Origin of the sequence: Streptomyces pseudovenezuelae (assembly GCF_029892565.1) — a bacterium.
Taxonomy (GTDB): domain Bacteria; phylum Actinomycetota; class Actinomycetes; order Streptomycetales; family Streptomycetaceae; genus Streptomyces; species Streptomyces pseudovenezuelae_A.
In genome coordinates, this window is the sequence record NZ_JARXVH010000021.1 from 79,296 (window position 1) to 95,844 (window position 16,549).

A 16,549-nucleotide genomic window follows, 5' to 3' on the forward strand; every position below is an offset into this window, starting at 1 on the left:
CGCCGGTGTTACGTCACACCTCGGCATAGCTGAGCTGGGGCTTCGACTCTGCGGCAGCCGTGGCGCGGGCCGCGTCGGCCGGGCGGCGAAGGTATACGGCCCACGTCACCGCGAAGCACGCGGCGTAGAAGGCGAGGAAGACCACGAAGGCGCCGGTGCCGGAGCCGGAGCTGAGGAAGGACTGGCGGAAGGCGAGGTTGATGCCGACCCCGCCGAGCGCGCCCACCGCGCCGATGAGACCCATCGAGGCCCCGGAGAGCCGGCGCCCGTAGGCAGCCGCCGCCTCGCCTTCCAGCCCCTTGGCGAGGGCCTTGGTCTGGAAGATTCCGGGGATCATCTTGTACGTCGACCCGTTGCCGAGCCCGCTGAGCACGAACAGGACGATGAACACGGTCACGAACAGCGGCAGCGACTTCTGCATGCTGGCGACGATCAGGACGGCGGTCGCGGCGGCCATGCCGACGTAGTTGTAGAGGGTGATCTTCGCGCCGCCGTACTTGTCGGCGAGCCAGCCGCCCAGCGGCCGGATCAGGGAGCCGAGCAGCGGGCCGATGAAGGTGAGGTACGCGGCCTGCAGCGGGGTCCGCCCGAACTGGACCTGGAGCACCTGGCCGAAGGCGAAGGCGTAGCCGATGAACGACCCGAACGTGCCGACGTAGAGGAAGGACATGATCCAGGTGTGCGCGTCCCGCGCCGCGTCCTTGGCGGCCCCGGTGTCGTTCTTCACGTTCTCCAGGTTGTCCATGTACAGCGCGGCGAGCGTGGCCGCGACGACGATGAGCGGGATGTAGATCCCGAGCAGCACGCGCGGACCGCCGCTGGCGCCGATGACGGCGAGGGCCACGAGCTGGATGACGGGTACGCCGATGTTTCCGCCGCCCGCGTTGAGCCCGAGCGCCCAGCCCTTCTTCCGCAGCGGGAAGAAGGCGTTGATGTTGGTCATGGAGGAGGCGAAGTTGCCGCCGCCGACGCCCGCGAGGAGGCCGACCCACAGGAAGGTGGAGAAGGACGTGCCCGGCTCCATGACGACGAACGCGGCGATCGTCGGGACGAGGAGCAGGCCCGCCGAGACGATGGTCCAGTTGCGCCCGCCGAAGATCGCGACCGCGAACGTGTAGGGCACGCGGGCGACGGCGCCGACCAGGGTGACCACCGAGGTCAGCAGGAACTTGTCGGCCGGGGTGAGCCCGTACTCCGGGCCCATGAAGAGTACAAGGACGGACCACAGGGTCCAGATCGAGAAGCCGATGTGCTCGGACAGGACGGAGAAGAGGAGATTGCGCCGGGCGACCTTCTCCCCCTTCTCGCGCCAGAAGGTCTCGTCCTCCGGATCCCATTCCTGGATCCAGCGGCCGCCCCTGCTCGGGGGTGCGGGGGCTGTGCTCGGGGCTGTCATGACGCCTCCACGGGGCTCCGGGGCTCGGGTATGCCCCTGAAGGTAGGGAGAGCGCGTTTCCGGCCCGTGGCACTGGGTGACCGGAAAGGAACGTTGCTCTCACCTGGCGCGGGCAGGGAGTGAGAGGTTCCCGGCGGCTATCCTCTAGCGGACCCCCACACCAGCAGGAGAGCCCATGTCCGCCGAGCCCGGCCCCGGACGCCCGAACGCGCGGCGTCCGCAGCGCTCCCAGCGGTCCATCGGTGGAGACGTCGCCTTCGCGGCCGGGTTCTTCGTCGTGCTGGCGACCACGCTGCTCGGCGCCTTCGCGCTGGTGGCGCTGCTCCTGGCCGCGGCAGACGCGGCGCCCCTGTCCTCGATCGTCCCCGCCGACGGACGCAACGCCCTGGTGGTCGGGGGCATCGCGGCCGGCGGGGTCACCGGACTCGTACTGCCGTTGGTGTTGTTCGGGATGGCGAAGGGCGACGAGGAGACGCCGCGGGTCGGCGCCGGTGCGGCCGGGCGCAAGCTGCTCGCGCTGCCGGCCTTCGACGTGTACGTGCTGGTGCTCGCGGTGGTGGTGGCCCAGCTCGGGTGGGTGCTCCCGAAGGCGGTCACGACCACCATCGCCGTGTTCGCCGTCGGTTTCAGCTGGATGCCGCTGGCGATGATCCCGCGGGAGCGGCTCGGGCTGGCCTCACGCCAGGGTGACTGACCGCGCCAACTCGTCGGCCACCTTCTCCAGTTCCTCGCCGAAGCCGAGCGTCGACCACAGCAGCCGGCACTCCAGCGCCGTCGGGTACCGGCTCGGCAGGACGTAGTGGGCGACGCCTTCCGTGATGCCGCCGGTGTCGGACTCGGGCTCCGTGGGTTCCAGTCGGTGCACACGCAACGCCGGTCCCAACGGGAGGTCGACCTCCGTGAGGTCCTGGGAGCCGAAGAACGGCCCCTCCGCGAGCGCCACTTCGGCGCGCAACGCGGCGACGCTCAGGTACTCCGCCGGAAGCTTCAGCTCCCGCACGGTGTAGCTCGCCATGACCGCGCCGTCGGCCGGCGCCAGCACGGCCGCGCACAGGGCGCCCTGCCGTCGGGCCGCGCCCCAGTACCAGAGCAGGTCCGCCGCGAAGGCCTCGCACCACTCCGGGCGGGCCCCGCTGTCGAGGTGCTCGGCGGCCAGCGCGCGGGCCCAGGGCTCGGGGTCCTCGGTGGCCAGGTCCAGGACCAGCCAGTTCTGCAGCGCGGGCAGCGCCACCTGGCACTCGGTCCAGTCCGCGGTGGGTTCCATGGCGGCGCTCACTTCCCGGCCAGGGACGCGTCAGGGCCGGTGACGGAGGGCTGCTCGTCGCCGCCGAACAGCCCGGCGAACTGGTAGCTGTCGGCCGCCGCGCCCACCCCGGTGCCGCCCAGGGCGAGGGAGTTGTAGTTCATGGCCTGCTTGAAGGCGTCCGGCGTACCGATGAAACCCAGGTCCGTCGGGTCGATGTTCTTGACGCGGGCCAGTTCGTCGACCATGCCGGGCCCGGCGTACATGCTGGCCAGGCCGCGCGGACCGGCCGCGGAGTAGGCGTCGCGGGCCGCGGACAGGTTGTCGCCGAACTTGAAGGCCTGGCGCCAGTTGCCGCGGACGGCGCCCAGGTCCTCCGCGAAGGAGCGCGGCAGCCCCCGGAAGGCGGCCGAGAGCGACACGTCGGGCAGGGCCGCGCGGGCGGTGGCGCCGGCCCGCGGGCCGACCATCGACTCGACGAGCACCCGGCGCGCGGCGGAGGACATCGCGGGGTTCCAGCCGCGGACGTACTGCGTCGCCGCCGTCCAGACCCGGCTGCGCCCGACCACGGCGGCGGCCTTGCCGCCCGCGGAGAAGACGCGCCCGACGCCGAAGGTGGCGAGGCTGAGGACGTCCATCGCGACATCGCCCCAGGAACCGTCGCCGTTGATGGCGAGCAGGACGTGACAGACCAGCGATACGCACGTCGCCACCAGGGCGATGGTGCCGAGCACCCCGGCCAGGGCCTGGCCGATCACCGGGATCCAGCCGACCAGCAGCGCGAGCACCCCGCAGACCGCGGCGACGGCTCCCGCGATGTCGGCGACGAGATTGAGGGTGTCGCGCAGGTCGTCCAGCCACGAGTCGTTGAGGCCGTCGCGCTCGGTGGTGTCGTGGATGGCCCGGGCCGCCTTGTCGCCCGCGTCCTTGTGCCGGGTCTTCAGCGGCGGGAGCTGATCGCGCAGCCCGTCCAGCCCCTTCTGGAGGTCGGTCACCGACTTGTCGAGCGTCTTCTGCCCGGCCTCGTCGGTGCCCTTGGGCGGGCTGCCGGCCTTGGACCTGGCCGTCGTCAGGTCGCCGCTCTTCGTCTCGGCCTGGTGCAGGAGCTTGTCGGCCTCGGTCTGCACCGAATCGAGCTCGGTGTAGTACGTCTTCAGGGCGGAGGAGGCGTCGGCATAGCGGTCGTGCGCCTTGCTGACCGTCTTCGCCGTGTCGGTCGCCTTCTCGGCGAAGGCGCGGCCCGCCTTGGAGTCCCAGCTCTCCAGGTTCCCGAGCCGGCGCAGCGCCTCGGCGGTGTCGGAGATGGTCTTCGCCGTGAGTTCGAACCGGCGGGACAGGGCCTTGAGGTCCGTGACGTCGCCGGGCACCGGGTCGGCGGGCTCCCCCAGTGCCTCCCAGCGCTGGTCCGCGGGCCGGGTCACTGCTTCTTCCCCTTGCCCACGAGCGCGTCGTACAGCGCGGTGTCGACTTCCTTGTAGGCCTTGCCGGCCTCGTGGGCGAGGGTGCCCAGGCCCTGGATCTCCTCGATCATCTTCTTGCGGTTGTCGTCCCAGCCGTCCGAGAAGTCCTGCAGCCGCTCGTGCAGTGTCTTGTGCCCGACCGTGCGCAGGTCGTAGGCGTCCATCAGCTTGTCGAGCCCGTCGAGCTCGGTCGCCACCGTCCGCAGGCCGACCCCGGCCGTGTGCAGATCGTCCGTGGAGACCTTGAGCTTCCCCTCGTCGCCGCTCACTCCCGTTCCCCCTTCGTCTCCTCGCTCGGGCGCTGCCAGCGCAGGGTTTCGGCCACCGCGTCGAACAGTCCCACCATGGCGTCCGCGATGGGCTCCAGCGGTGTGCTGAAGGTCAGCATCAGCACCTCGTCGCGGTCCGGCACCTGGACGAAGTACTCGACGACGGTGTCCTCGAACTCGGAGCCCAGCTTCCGTGCCTGCTTGGTGCGCTGCCGCCGCAGCAGCCGGGCCGCCCGCCCCGCCTCGGGCAGCGTGACCACACCGACCTCGCCGGTGCCGGCCAGCGCGACGACGGCGTCGAGGCTGTCGAACTTCCGGTGCAGGTGGGAGACGAGCAGCGAGGCGGAGAGCGGGATGCCGCCGGCTTCGAGGAAGGACAGGTACAGCACCACGCCGCCCTGTTCGACCCCCGCCTCGGCGGTGCCGCGCAGCTGCTCCTCCGCCTTCCGGCGCAGGATCGGCTGGTCGTCGACGCCCGCGAACTGCCGCTTGATCAGCGCGCTCATGGACGCCTCACGGCGCTCCCGCGGCTGCAGCGGAATGCGGTACCAGTCCCCGGGTGTGATCAGCCCGAACACCGGGACCGCCCGGCCGGACGCCCTCACGGACGGCTCGTCCGCGCCCGGCTCTCCACCCGACTCCGTACTCGACACCTGTCTCACTGTGGTTCTCCTGCCCCCGTCATGCCTCGCGCATCTTAGCGATCGGCGGCCGGAACGCGCCGGTCGCACATGAATCCGTCACGCCTTCCGACGCCCTTCCCTACCCGGGTTGCGCCGGGCCTCTCGTGACGGCGGGGCTGATCTCCAGCGTCGTGCACGGCGGTTGGGCGGACGTCAGCGTCTGCGTCACCGACGACTCGGCCACCAGCTCGGCCGCCCCCGCCGGCCTCCTCCCCGAGCCAGGAGCGCAGCTCGGCTCCGTCCCCCGCTACTGCGCCGAGAACCCCGGCACAACCCTGCGGCTGCTGAACCAGCTCGGCGATCTGCCGTCGACGCTGCTGCTGATCAGCGGTCTCTTCCTGCTGCACCGGCTCCTCCAAGGGGCGGCGCGGGACGGCGTATACACGGCACAGACGGCGTCCCGGCTCCGGCTGCTCGTCTGGTGGCTGCTGCTCGGGAGCCTGGTCGCCGAGATCATCGAGTCCAACGCCAGAGCGGCCGTGCTCGCGGACCTCGCCCGGACGGCGGACTTCACGGCCGGGACCTGGCTGGGCCTGTGGTCGCCCCCTTGGCTTGCCGTCCTGACCGGCCTCGGCCTGCTCACCTTCGCCCGGATCACCCGGGCCGGCGCGGCCATGCGCGAGGACCTCGAAGGGGTCGTCTGATGGCGGGCGACGCGCACGAGGGCCAGGAGGGGGCCGAGGGCCACGACATCGAGGTCCACCTCGACAGGCTCCTCAGCGAGCGCGGCATGACCCTCACCGAACTCGCCCACCAGGTCGGCGTGACCAACGTGAATCTGTCCGTCCTCAAGAACGGCCGCGCCAAGGCGATCCGGTTCACCACCCTCACCCGAATCTGTGAAGTGCTGGGGTGCCAGCCGGGAGACCTGTTGACCTGTCGGAAGAGTCCGCCGGCCCCCTGAACGACCCGTAAGGCGGCCGGGAGTTCGGCGAAACTCCCGGCCGGCCGTCTCACAGATGCATCACGGAGTTCACCTGTGCTTGTGAGCAGGCTTGTTCTGATGCCCGTCCGGCCACACTTGCGGACTGCGCTTCGCCGCCACGTCCTCCATCCAGCCGAAGCTGACGATGCAGGTGGCGATGAGCATCCAGACGAGGACCAGGACCGGCCACGAGCTGTTCAGCAGCCACGCGTAGTGCTCCCCCAGCGCGTCGAAGCCCCAGAGCCGGTCCCAGAGGGTCGCGGCGATGAGGATGCAGAGGTTGTGCCACAAGTAGATGGTCACCGCGCGGGAGTTGAGCAGGGTGATCAGTCTGTCGAAGCGGCGCAGCGGCCGTGGCCACTCGGACCACGAGGGGCTGATGTGCAGGAGCAGCAGCACGGTGGCGAAGGACCACAGGGACTGGGCGAACGGGATGTCGTCCAGGTCGTGCCCCGCCTTGAACCCGTGCGTCAGCGCGTACCAGAGACCGAGAGCGGCGACGAACGGCACCAAAGACGGCACGACATAGCGCGGGAGGCGCTTCAGGATGCCTTCCTGGTGGGCCATGCCGAGGATCCAGCACGCTCCGAAGGTGCTGAAGTCGGTGACCGCCGAGTCGATCCGCACGCTCGGGATGTGCACCCAGCCGAACTCCAGGGCCGCGGCCAGCGCGATGGGCGACAGGATCGTCGACCAGGGCAGCGCCCGCAGCGCCTTGAGGATGAACGGCGACAGGAGTACGTACCAGAGGTACGCGCGGATGTACCAGAGCGGTCCCGCGAGTTCGGCGCCCCAGTCCTCGCCGAGGATGTGGTGAAAGCCGGGCAGGCCGTCGGCGTAGGGCGGGTCGCTCAGCGGGACGATCCAGTAGGTGAGGTGGAGCCACCACCAGCCGGGGTGTCCCTCCGAGTTGGGCCCCCAGCCCTGGAGCACCATGCCTGTGACGCCGATCGCGCCGAGCAGCCACAGCGGAGGCAGCAGGCGGCGCATCCGGCTGCGTATGACCTGGGTGGCCGGGCGCTTGAGCGAGCGGGCCATGAGGTTGCCCGCGAGCGCGAACATCACACCCATGGACGGGAAGACCACCGGGAGCCAGGACCAGCCCATGAGGTGGTAGAAGACGACCCGGAACAGGGCCACCGCGCGCAGCAGGTCGAAGTAGCGGTCGCGGACGGGTGCCCGCTTCGGCGGGGCGTCGGCGGTGGGAGCGGAGGCGGGCGCCGCGGGCGGTGCCGGGTCCGTGCGCACGGCCGTGTCCGTGAACAGGGTGCCGTTCGTGGCCCGCCCCGGGTGGGCCCGGGACGGCGGCAGGTCGGCCATGGGCCCCCCGGCACTCGGTGGCCACGGGGACTGCGGGGGCAGCGCGCTCATCGGATGGACTCCCGTTCCTCGTGCGCGACGCGTCGGCGCTGTGTCGGCACACCCCCGGGGGTGGCCACCTGTCCGCTGCGGCGGAGTTTCTGCCAGCGAAGCCGGCCGCCGGTGAGCGCGGTGATCCAGGACTGCAGCAGCACGACGTACATGAGCTGGCGGTAGAGGATCTGCTGCAACGGCATGGAGATGAGCGGTGTGAGGCGCTCGCGGTCCAGCGTGAAGGCGTACGCCGCGCACACCGCCTGCAGCATGAGGACGCCCAGCCAGGCCAGGATCGTCTTCTCGGTCGGGCCGAAGACGACCCCGTACAGCAGGAAGATGTCGATCAGCGGGGCCAGCAGCGGGGCCAGGACCATGAACAGCGACACCAGCGGCAGGCCCACGCGGCCGAAGCGGCCCGAGGGGCCCTTCTCGACGATCGCGCGGCGGTGCTTCCAGATCGCCTGCATGGTGCCGTAGGACCAGCGGTAGCGCTGGGACCACAGCTGTTGCACCGACTCCGGGGCCTCGGTCCAGGCCCGCGCCTTCTCGGCGTAGACGACGCGCCAGCCGTCGCGGTGCATCGCCATCGTGATGTCGGTGTCCTCGGCGAGCGTGTCGTCGCTCATGCCGCCGACCCGCTCCAGCGCCGAGCGCCGGAAGGCGCCGACCGCGCCGGGGATGGTCGGCATGCAGCGCAGCAGGTTGTACATACGGCGGTCGAGGTTGAAGCCCATCACGTACTCGATGTGCTGCCAGGCGCCGATGAGGGTGTCGCGGTTGCCGACCTTCGCGTTGCCGGCGACGGCGCCGACGCGCGGGTCGCCGAAGGGCTGGACGAGTTCGCGGACGGTGGCCGGTTCGAAGACCGTGTCGCCGTCCATCATCACGATGATGTCGTGACTGGCGTTGGCCAGACCGCGGTTGAGGGCGGCCGGCTTGCCCGCGTTGAGCTGGCGCACCACCCGCACATTGGGCAGGCCCATCGCCTCGACGATCCGTGCCGTGCCGTCGCCTGAACCGTCGTCGATGACGATCACCTCGACGGGGTGCTCGCTCGCCATCAGTGAACGCACGGTGTTCTCAATGCACTTGGCCTCGTTGTACGCCGGCACGAGCACCGTCACCGGTTCGGTGACCGGTGGGCCCCAGCTGAAGTCCTTGCGCCGCACCCGGCGGGCGTGCGCGCCGGACAGCACGAGCATCAGCACGAAGCGGCCGATGACCAGGGAGCCGATCACCGAGAGGCCGACCACCATCGCACCGGTGATGCCGTCGGAGGCACCGACCAGGAAGATCCACGCCTTGCCCTTCCACAGCTCGGCGCCGGTGACCGGGGTCGAGGCGCTGGGGGCGTCGAGGGCCTCGGTGAGGTTGTCGAACTCGTAGCCCTGCTTCTGCATCCGGGGCAGGAAGGTGTCCAGGGCCTGGACCGTCTGGTGCCGGTCGCCGCCGGAGTCGTGCATCAGGACGATGGCGCCCTTGCCGCCCTTCGGGGTGGCGTTGCGGACGATCTCGCGCACGCCGGGCTTGCGCCAGTCCTCGCTGTCGGTGTTGTTGACGACGGTGATGTAGCCCTTGGTGCCGATGTACCGCGTCACCGGCCAGGACTTGTTGTCCATGGCGTCGGCGAAGGACGAGTACGGCGGCCGGAAGATCGAGCTGCGGATGCCGGCCGCGCCCGCGAGCGCCAACTGGCTCTGGGACAGCTCCCAGTCGATTCGTTTCTTCGACTGATAGGAGAGATCGGGGTGGTTGAAGGTGTGCAGGCCCACCTCGTGGCCCTCGGCCACCATCCGCCTGACCAGACCGGGGTAACGCGAGGTCATGGTGCCGGTGACGAAGAAGACCGCGTGGGCGTGGTGCTTCTTCAGCACGTCCAGGACCTTCGGGGTCCAGGTCGGGTCCGGGCCGTCGTCGAAGGTGAGGACCATCCGGTGGTCGGGCACGTTCAGGCTGGTGGTGCGGCCGCTGCGGGTGTCGATGACGGGGCCGCCGTCGATGATCTTCTCCGGCACCTTGTCGGTGGAGGCCTCGGGCTGGACTCGGTGGTCGGCGAGGATCTCGCTGTGCACGTAGCCGCGCAGCATCAGCATCGCGACGAGCGCGACCAGCAGGAGCATGGGCAGCAACAGGCGCATGGGCAGGCGGCGGCGCGGAGAGCCGTCAGGGGCTCCGTGCGCGGCCCCCTGACGGCGGGTGCGGGATGCCATCAGAGGATGTGCTCCGGGGACGGTGAGTGGGACGCCGGACCGGACGGGTCGACGGCGATCGGGCTGGGCTCGCTCGGACCGTCCGCGACGGGGCCTGGGCCGCCCCCGCCGATGGAGGGGCTGGGGTCGGGCGAGGTGGTGGCCGGGCCGCTGGGATCGGGCGACGTGCTGACCGACGGATCGACCACCGGGTCCGAGGAGGCGGGGCCGCTGGGGCCGGTGCCCGGGTCGGTGGTGGTCTTGGTCGCGGTCGGCCCGGGGTCGGCCGAGGTGCCGGGGCGGGTGCCGTTGCCGCCGGTGCTGGTGCCGGTTCCGGGAGCGGTGCCGCTGGCACCCGGCGTCGGGACGATGCCGTCGACGGCGGTCGGGGTCGTACCGGGTACGACGCCGGCGGCCCCGGAGGGTATGACCGAACGCGTCGGCTGCGGCGAGGTGTCGACCTTGCCGGCCGGCTGGTCGTCCTTCTGACCCGGCACGGGCAGCCAGGGCGCGTCCGAACTGCCGGACAGCAGGGTGACGACGATGACGACGGCGTACACCGCGCAGGCCAGGCCGACGGCTATGCCGAGACGGCGGAACCGGCGGCTGCGGCGACCGGACTCGTCCACGAAGACCGGCGCGTCGGACGCGTCCGCACCGGCGGCCGAAGCACTGCCCGGAGCACTCCCCGGAGCACCGGCCGCAGAGCCGTCCGCCTCCTTCAGGCGCTGGTCCCGCTGGAGAGCGACGCCGTCGAGCTGAACGGTCACCTCGTGCGGGTCATGGGCGTGATCGGCGTCGGCCGAACTCCCCCAGGGATCACGGAGAGCGGCCGGACGACCGGTCTCCGGGAGACCGTCAGTGGCCGAAAACCGGCCTGCCTCACGAGCCTCCGCAGGCGCCTTCAGCACCTCGGCCTCGTCTGCGTCGGCGAGGCTTCCGCCCCGCCCTCCGGTTCTCCTTGTCTCAGAGATCACCTCCGGGAGATCCGAGAACGTCGTCTCGGGAAACTCCTGGGTGGTACCCCCGGGTTGCACCCCGGGCCGGGGCCCTGATGCGGACTCGGGCCACTCCGGTTGGGTGTCTTCTCGCCACTTCTCCACGCGCACGCTCATCCCCCCACGGGACTGTTCCGGGTGCGCCTACGACTCAAGCACCCGCCGTCCGAACCGGGCCCCCACCCGGCCCGAGCGCCCCCTTTACCACACGGTGCTCAGGCCACGAATGTAGCGCACGCGCGGGTCCTGTGTTCGCAATGTGTCAATTGTGGGTCCGAACAGTGTACGAATCCGTGGCTGGAATCCATCCATCATCTGGCTTGCACAGCCACCCCTCAGCCGCGGCAAGCTCGGCCGCCGCCCGCCGAAGCGCCGCAAATCCCGGGTGCACCAGCCCCTTCCGCCACACCAGTGACACGAGCGACAAAGGAACGGGATCGACCAAGGGACGCACGACGGTCCGAGGCATGGCCGGAAAATCCACCACGGCCAGAATCGGATTCCGCATCTTGGCCATGATCCGCTCGAACTCCTCGTCACCGACCGCGAGCGGCACCGGTGGCGCGATCTGTATGCTCCGTCCTTCGAAAAGGCGGCGCGCGAGATCGGTCCACTCCGGCGTACGGGGATTGCCCGCACCGGCGTACACCGTCTCCCCCGCCAGCTCGGCCAACGGCACCGCCGCGAGCGAGGCCAGCCGGTGGTCCTCGGGCAGCACGACCGCCATCGGCTCGTACCGCACGGGCTGCTGCTCCAACTGCGCCCGCAGCACCGGATCAAGACCCGCGAACCGCCCGAAGGACGCGTCGAGCCGCCCGGCGAGCAACTCACCGGCCGCGCCGGTCAGACCGCTCTCGAAGCGGGCCATCAGCTCGCACTCGGGGGCGAGCTCCCGGGCCCGGTGCAGCACCCGACGCCCCGTGACAAGGCCCGGGGAGTTCAGATCGACCAGCAGCGGCCGGGCCTCACCGAACGCGGCGAGCAACTCGTCCTGCGCCTCAAGAACCCGCCGCGCATACGGCAGCAGCCGCTCGCCGTCGGCCGTCAGCGTCACCTGCCGGGTGGTCCGTACGAACAGGTCGGCGCCCAGCTCCCGCTCCAGCCGCCGCACATCCCGACTGAGCGCCTGCTGGGCGATGAAGAGCCGGGCCGCGGCCCGCGTGAAGTGCAGTTCCTCGGCAACGGCGACGAAGGCGCGCAGCAGGCGGGTGTCAAGGTGAGCGGACATCCGGCGAACGTACAGCGGCCCAACTCACAACGGAAGTGCGTGAATCGGCCCGGAGAAGGTGTTGGACCCGGTGCTCGGCCGGGGGCGACGGTGATGCCCATGCCGCAACCGACTCCGCCACGGCCCGGGGACGCCCCGAACCGCCCGAACCCCCGCGATCCCCGCCAACCCCTCTACACCGTGACGGCCGACGCCCTCGTCGCCGTCGACTTCGGCCCCCGCTTCGGCAACCGCAGCCGGCGCACCCGCCCACCCGGCCCCTACCGCCGCCTGTTCACCGTCCCCGGCGCCCGCGCCTTCACCCTCGGGAACCTCCTGGCCCGCCTCCCGATGGGCATGTTCGGCATCAGCGCGGTGGTGATGATCGCCGGTACGCGCGGCTCGTACGCCCTGGCCGGCGCCGTCACCGCGACGGGCCTCGCGGCCACGGCCCTCGTCGCCCCGTGGACCGCACGGCTCGTCGACCGGTACGGCCAGGCCCGGATCGCCGTACCCGCGACGGCGATCGCCGCGCTCGGCTCCCTCGCGCTCCTGCTGTGCGTGCACTACGAGGCCCCCGCCTGGACCCTCTTCGCCTCCTACGCCGCCACCGCGACGACCCCGAACACCGGCGGCATGTCCCGCGCCCGCTGGTCCCACCTGCTCAAGGGCGACGACGACGCCCTGCACACCGCGAACTCCTTCGAGCAGGCCGCCGACGAACTGTGCTTCATGCTGGGCCCGGTCCTCGCGGCCTTCCTGTGCACGGCGTTCTTCCCGGAGGCGGGCACGCTGGTCGGGGCGGTGCTGCTGCTGACGGGCGTGCTCCTGTTCGCCGCACAACGCTCGACGGAACCGCCGGTGCACGCGCGCGTACTCGCCAGGTCCCCCCTCCGGGCCCCCGGAATACCGCCCCTCCTCGCCACCTGCCTGGCCATGGGCGCGGTATTCGGCTCGATGGAGGTCGCCACGATCGCGTTCGCGGACGCGGAGGGCCACCGGGCGGCGGCGGGGGTGATCCTCGCGCTCCAGGCGGCGGGTTCGTGCGCGGCGGGCCTGCTGTTCGGAGCGCTCCGCCCGACGGGCCCCGCGGAACACCGCCTCCCCTGGTGCGTGGCGGCGATGACAACCCTCCTGACCCTCCCTCTCCTGGCCGCCGCCCGCACGAACTCGCTGCCGCTCCTGGCACTGGCCCTCCTGATCTCCGGCATGGCAACGGCCCCGACGATGATCACCACCATGACGCTGGTCCAACAACGCACCCCCGAGGCCCACTTGAACGAGGGCATGACCCTCGCGGTGACAGGCCTCCTGGCGGGCATCGCCTGCGGCTCGGCAACGGGCGGCTGGATGACGGACCACGCCTCAGCGACGGCGGCCTTCGGAGTACCGGTGACGGCGGCGGCAACGGCTCTGATGATCAGCCTGACGTGGCGGACGCCGCCAACCGGTTGATGACACCAGCGGCGCATCCGAAGACGCGATCGGCAAACCGACCCAGGGGCGCGGGGAACCGCGCGACCAGCCCCCACCGACCCGCACCCGACCAAGCCCCCGCCAACCGAATCCCGTCCAATCCATTGACGCGCTCGCAACCCCCACATACCTTCCCCCGTCGAAGCGCTTCGACGTCACCCATCGAATCGATTCGACGACCGATGGACGTGACGCCCCGATACCCATCCGACTCCCCGGAGGCACTGGATGTTGACGGCAAGAAGGCGTAGCGCACGAAGGCGTACGGCACGGAGTGCGATGACGCTCACGGCACTGGCCATCACCGGCTCACTGCTCCTCACCGCATGCGGCGGCGACTCGGACGGCGGCGGGTCAGGCGACGCCAAGACCCTCCGCCTCTGGCACTACGAGGGCCCCGACAGCGCGATGGGCGCGGCCTGGACCGAGGCGATCAAGGAGTTCGAGGCCCAACACCCGGGCGTCAAGGTCAAGTTCGAGGAGAAGGGCTTCGAACAGATCCAGAAGACGGCCCCCATGGTCCTGAACTCCTCGGACGCCCCCGACCTCATGGAATACAACAAGGGCAACGCCACCGCGGGCCAACTCTCCAAACAAGGCCTGCTGACCGACCTCACCGCCGAAGCCACCAAGCGCGGCTGGGACAAGAAACTCAGCGCGGCCGTCCGCACGACAAGCACCTACGACACCAACGGCGTGATGGGCTCCGGCAAGTGGTACGGCGTCCCCAACTACGCCGAGTACACGATGGTCTTCTACAACAAGGCCCTGTTCAAGCGGTACGGCATCGCCCAGCCGAAGACCTTCGACGAACTCACCGCCGCCATGGACCAGTTCGTCGCCAAGGGCGTCACCCCGCTCGCCAACGCGGGCGCGGAGTACATGGCCCAGCAGTACCTCTACCAACTCGCTCTCTCCAAGGCCGACCGCTCCTGGGTCGACAAGTACGAGCTGTACAAGGGCAAGACGGACTTCCACGACGCGGCCTGGACGTACGCCGCCAACACCTTCGCCGACTGGGTGAAGAAGGGCTACATCAGCAAGAAGACGACCAGTACCAAGGCCGAGGACGCGGGCGTGTCCTGGATCCAGGGCAAGGCGCCGATCCTGTTCTCCGGCAGCTGGTGGTACGGCCGCTTCCAGACCGAGGCCAAGTTCGACTGGGACACCGCCCTGTGGCCCGGCTCGAACCTCACCCTCGGCTCGGGCGGCAACCTCTGGGTGGTCCCCAAGAACGCCAAGAACAAGGACCTCGCCTACGACTTCATCGACATCACCATGTCGAAGAAGATCCAGAACCTGCTCGGCAACAAGGGCGGAGTCCCCGTCGCCGCCGACCCGGCGGCCATCACCGACCCCAAGTCCAAGGCCCTGATCGAGAACTTCAACACCCTCTCCACCAAGGACGGCCTGGCCTTCTACCCGGACTGGCCGGTGACCGGCTTCTACGACGTCCTCACCTCCGAGACCCAGAAGCTCATGACCGGCGGCGAAAAACCGGACGCCTACCTCAGCGCCCTCCAACAGGCGTACGACAAGGGCGTACCGGACCAATGACGGTCACCGTCGAACGGGGCACGCGAGCCGCCGGCAGCCACCGGCACACCGGCCCGCGCCGCCCCCGCCCACGCGAGTCGTACGCCCTGTTCCTGCTGCCCGGGATCCTCGCCTTCCTGGTCGTCATCGTCGTGCCGTTCCTGATGAACACCGGGGTGAGCTTCACCGAGTGGCAGGGCGTGGGCACCCCGAAGTGGACCGGCCTCGCCAACTACCGTGAGCTGCTGGACGACTCGGAGTTCTGGGCGTCCTTCCGGCACAGCCTGTTCATGGTGGTCGCCATGGCGGCGGTCCCGACGGTCCTCGGACTCGTCCTGGCCGCCGCCCTGTTCGACTACGTCGCCAAGCACTTCGGCACCCGGATCGCCGCCGTCCTGCGCGCCTGCTTCTACCTCCCGCAGGTGCTGCCGATCGCGGTCGCCGGCATCGTCTGGAGCTGGATCCTGGCCCCCGACAACGGTTCCCTGAACGCCCTGTTGAAAGCGGTGGGCCTCGGCTCCTGGCAGCAGGACTGGCTCGGCGACCCCGACCTCGCGCTCTACAGCGTCATGGGCGTGATGGTCTGGGTCCAGCTCGGCTTCCCGCTGGTCGTCTTCATGGCCGGACTCCAGCGCGTGGACCCGCAGTTGTACGAGGCGGCCGAGCTGGACGGGGCCGGCTGGTGGCGCCGCTTCTGGCACATCACGCTGCCGCAGATCCGCCCGGAGATCTACGTCGTCCTGACCTGGTGCACGATCGCCGCGCTGAAGGTGTTCGGCGCGGTGTACGTCCTGACGAAGGGCGGTCCCGGCGGCGTGACCGACGTGCCGTCCTACTTCTCCTTCACCACGTTCTTCGAGAAGACGCAGGTCGGCTACGGCGCCGCGATCTCCACCGTCCTCACCGTGATCATCCTCGTCCTCTCGCTGGTCTTCCTGAAACTCCAGACCCGCACGGAGGACGCGGAGGAAGGAGCCCGAGCCGCATGACCGCCGTACGCCGTTACCCGGTCCTCGTGGCCCTGTGCCTGGCCGCCCTCTTCATGGTCGTCCCGTTCCTGATCGTGGCGGTCAACGCGGTCAAGTCCCCCACGGAGTACAGCCAGCACGGCCCGCTCAGCCTTCCCAAGGACGTCTATCTGGACGGCCTGAAGGACTTCTGGGAACGCGTCGACTACAGCCAGAAACTCGTCAACTCGGTACTGATCAGCGGGTCGGTGGCGATCCTGGCGGTCGTCCTGTCCGTGCTGAACGCGTACGCGATCGGCATCGGCCGGATCAGGGGCCGCACTTGGGTCCTGGCCTTCTTCGTCCTGGCGAACATGCTGCCGCAGGAGGCGCTGGTCTACCCGATCTACTACCTGAGCAAGCAGGCCGGTCTCTACGACACCCGCCTCAGCGTGATCATCGTCTTCACGGTGGTCCAGGCGGCCTTCGGCACCTACCTCCTCTCGTCGGTGCTGAGCCGGTTCCCGAAGGAGATCATCGAGGCGGCCCGTATCGACGGCGCCAACAAGTGGCAGGTGCTGTGGCGGGTCGTCGTCCCGGTCAGCCGCCCGACCCTCGGCGTGCTCCTGGTCTTCTTCTTCATCTGGACCTGGAACGAGTTCCTGCTCCCGCTGGTCATGCTGATCTCCAACGACAACCAGACGGTGTCCGTAGCCCTCGGCGTCCTCCAGGGCCAACGTCTGATGGACGCCACGATGACCAACGCGGCAGCCCTGCTCGGCGTGTTGCCCGCCCTCGTCTTCTTCCTCGTCTTCCAGCGGACCCTCACCCGCGGCATCGCCGTGGGCGCGGTCAAGTAAGGAC

General features: G+C 70.1%; 16 protein-coding genes. 7 read left to right on the top strand and 9 right to left on the bottom strand.

Going from position 1 to position 16,549, the window contains the following annotated elements:
- Positions 1 to 13: 13 nt before the first annotated feature.
- Entirely contained in the window at positions 14 to 1,396 is a 1,383-nt protein-coding gene (locus tag M2283_RS42675) for a nitrate/nitrite transporter (RefSeq protein ID WP_280881967.1), read from the bottom strand.
- A gap of 175 nt (positions 1,397 to 1,571) precedes the next feature.
- Between M2283_RS42675 and M2283_RS42680 the strand changes: the two genes are divergently transcribed.
- Positions 1,572 to 2,090 carry a hypothetical protein gene (locus M2283_RS42680; protein WP_280881968.1) on the top strand — a complete coding sequence of 173 codons (519 nt, stop codon included), beginning with the start codon at positions 1,572 to 1,574 and terminating at the stop codon, positions 2,088 to 2,090.
- Here M2283_RS42680 and M2283_RS42685 read toward each other — a convergent pair.
- The 4 genes from M2283_RS42685 to M2283_RS42700 are packed head-to-tail and all read right to left on the bottom strand — an operon-like array spanning position 2,073 to position 5,021.
- Complete coding sequence (locus M2283_RS42685) at positions 2,073 to 2,660, bottom strand: hypothetical protein (protein ID WP_280881969.1); 588 nt, start codon at positions 2,658 to 2,660, stop codon at positions 2,073 to 2,075. The two genes, M2283_RS42680 and M2283_RS42685, sit on opposite strands and share 18 nt — an antisense overlap.
- An 8-nt stretch (positions 2,661 to 2,668) precedes the next feature.
- Positions 2,669 to 4,060 carry a putative T7SS-secreted protein gene (locus tag M2283_RS42690; protein WP_280881970.1) on the bottom strand — a complete coding sequence of 464 codons (1,392 nt, stop codon included), beginning with the start codon at positions 4,058 to 4,060 and terminating at the stop codon, positions 2,669 to 2,671.
- Entirely contained in the window at positions 4,057 to 4,368 is a 312-nt protein-coding gene (locus tag M2283_RS42695; RefSeq protein ID WP_280881972.1) for a hypothetical protein, read from the bottom strand. Before M2283_RS42695 ends, M2283_RS42690 begins: the two co-directional genes overlap by 4 nt.
- Positions 4,365 to 5,021: a hypothetical protein gene (locus M2283_RS42700; RefSeq protein ID WP_280881973.1), complete on the bottom strand. Its 657-nt coding sequence runs from the start codon at positions 5,019 to 5,021 to the stop codon at positions 4,365 to 4,367. Before M2283_RS42700 ends, M2283_RS42695 begins: the two co-directional genes overlap by 4 nt.
- Before the next feature lie 134 nt (positions 5,022 to 5,155).
- On the opposite strand from M2283_RS42700, the gene M2283_RS42705 reads away from it, so the two are divergent.
- Both M2283_RS42705 and M2283_RS42710 read left to right on the top strand, forming a co-directional pair.
- The gene (locus M2283_RS42705; RefSeq protein WP_280881974.1) at positions 5,156 to 5,695 is read left to right on the top strand and encodes a hypothetical protein; all 540 of its coding nucleotides are present in this window, start codon (positions 5,156 to 5,158) and stop codon (positions 5,693 to 5,695) included.
- Positions 5,695 to 5,955 carry a helix-turn-helix domain-containing protein gene (locus tag M2283_RS42710; protein WP_280881975.1) on the top strand — a complete coding sequence of 87 codons (261 nt, stop codon included), beginning with the start codon at positions 5,695 to 5,697 and terminating at the stop codon, positions 5,953 to 5,955. The genes M2283_RS42705 and M2283_RS42710 overlap by 1 nt, the downstream gene beginning before the upstream one ends.
- Before the next feature lie 69 nt (positions 5,956 to 6,024).
- Here M2283_RS42710 and M2283_RS42715 read toward each other — a convergent pair whose 3' ends face one another.
- The 4 genes from M2283_RS42715 to M2283_RS42730 all read right to left on the bottom strand — a co-directional run bounded on the left by M2283_RS42715 (position 6,025) and on the right by M2283_RS42730 (position 11,747).
- Complete coding sequence (locus tag M2283_RS42715; RefSeq protein ID WP_280881976.1) at positions 6,025 to 7,347, bottom strand: acyltransferase family protein; 1,323 nt, start codon at positions 7,345 to 7,347, stop codon at positions 6,025 to 6,027.
- Positions 7,344 to 9,542, bottom strand: coding sequence for a bifunctional polysaccharide deacetylase/glycosyltransferase family 2 protein (locus tag M2283_RS42720; protein WP_280881977.1), 2,199 nt, complete (start codon positions 9,540 to 9,542; stop codon positions 7,344 to 7,346). Before M2283_RS42720 ends, M2283_RS42715 begins: the two co-directional genes overlap by 4 nt.
- Entirely contained in the window at positions 9,542 to 10,291 is a 750-nt protein-coding gene (locus M2283_RS42725) for a hypothetical protein (RefSeq protein ID WP_280881978.1), read from the bottom strand. Before M2283_RS42725 ends, M2283_RS42720 begins: the two co-directional genes overlap by 1 nt.
- Positions 10,292 to 10,781: 490 nt before the next feature.
- The gene (locus M2283_RS42730) at positions 10,782 to 11,747 is read right to left on the bottom strand and encodes a LysR family transcriptional regulator (RefSeq protein ID WP_280881979.1); all 966 of its coding nucleotides are present in this window, start codon (positions 11,745 to 11,747) and stop codon (positions 10,782 to 10,784) included.
- Between the two features lie 99 nt (positions 11,748 to 11,846).
- Between M2283_RS42730 and M2283_RS42735 the strand changes: the two genes are divergently transcribed.
- The 4 genes from M2283_RS42735 to M2283_RS42750 all read left to right on the top strand — a co-directional run bounded on the left by M2283_RS42735 (position 11,847) and on the right by M2283_RS42750 (position 16,545).
- Positions 11,847 to 13,181, top strand: a complete 1,335-nt coding sequence (locus M2283_RS42735) for an MFS transporter (protein ID WP_280881980.1) — start codon at positions 11,847 to 11,849, stop codon at positions 13,179 to 13,181.
- A gap of 249 nt (positions 13,182 to 13,430) precedes the next feature.
- Positions 13,431 to 14,759 carry an extracellular solute-binding protein gene (locus M2283_RS42740; RefSeq protein ID WP_432423209.1) on the top strand — a complete coding sequence of 443 codons (1,329 nt, stop codon included), beginning with the start codon at positions 13,431 to 13,433 and terminating at the stop codon, positions 14,757 to 14,759.
- Complete coding sequence (locus M2283_RS42745) at positions 14,756 to 15,727, top strand: carbohydrate ABC transporter permease (protein WP_280881982.1); 972 nt, start codon at positions 14,756 to 14,758, stop codon at positions 15,725 to 15,727. The genes M2283_RS42740 and M2283_RS42745 overlap by 4 nt, the downstream gene beginning before the upstream one ends.
- Positions 15,724 to 16,545 (top strand): carbohydrate ABC transporter permease, encoded by an 822-nt coding sequence (locus tag M2283_RS42750; protein ID WP_280881983.1) that lies wholly within the window; start codon positions 15,724 to 15,726, stop codon positions 16,543 to 16,545. The genes M2283_RS42745 and M2283_RS42750 overlap by 4 nt, the downstream gene beginning before the upstream one ends.
- Positions 16,546 to 16,549 lie beyond the last annotated feature (4 nt).

Coding starts and splice junctions, on each gene's coding strand:
- M2283_RS42680 (WP_280881968.1), top strand. CDS start 1,572: ATGTCCGCCGAGCCCGGCCCCGGACGCCCGAACGCGCGGCGTCCGCAG.
- M2283_RS42750 (WP_280881983.1), top strand. CDS start 15,724: ATGACCGCCGTACGCCGTTACCCGGTCCTCGTGGCCCTGTGCCTGGCC.
- M2283_RS42745 (WP_280881982.1), top strand. CDS start 14,756: ATGACGGTCACCGTCGAACGGGGCACGCGAGCCGCCGGCAGCCACCGG.
- M2283_RS42730 (WP_280881979.1), bottom strand. CDS start 11,747: ATGTCCGCTCACCTTGACACCCGCCTGCTGCGCGCCTTCGTCGCCGTT.
- M2283_RS42720 (WP_280881977.1), bottom strand. CDS start 9,542: ATGGCATCCCGCACCCGCCGTCAGGGGGCCGCGCACGGAGCCCCTGAC.
- M2283_RS42735 (WP_280881980.1), top strand. CDS start 11,847: ATGCCGCAACCGACTCCGCCACGGCCCGGGGACGCCCCGAACCGCCCG.
- M2283_RS42685 (WP_280881969.1), bottom strand. CDS start 2,660: ATGGAACCCACCGCGGACTGGACCGAGTGCCAGGTGGCGCTGCCCGCG.
- M2283_RS42740 (WP_432423209.1), top strand. CDS start 13,431: ATGTTGACGGCAAGAAGGCGTAGCGCACGAAGGCGTACGGCACGGAGT.
- M2283_RS42710 (WP_280881975.1), top strand. CDS start 5,695: ATGGCGGGCGACGCGCACGAGGGCCAGGAGGGGGCCGAGGGCCACGAC.
- M2283_RS42715 (WP_280881976.1), bottom strand. CDS start 7,347: ATGAGCGCGCTGCCCCCGCAGTCCCCGTGGCCACCGAGTGCCGGGGGG.
- M2283_RS42675 (WP_280881967.1), bottom strand. CDS start 1,396: ATGACAGCCCCGAGCACAGCCCCCGCACCCCCGAGCAGGGGCGGCCGC.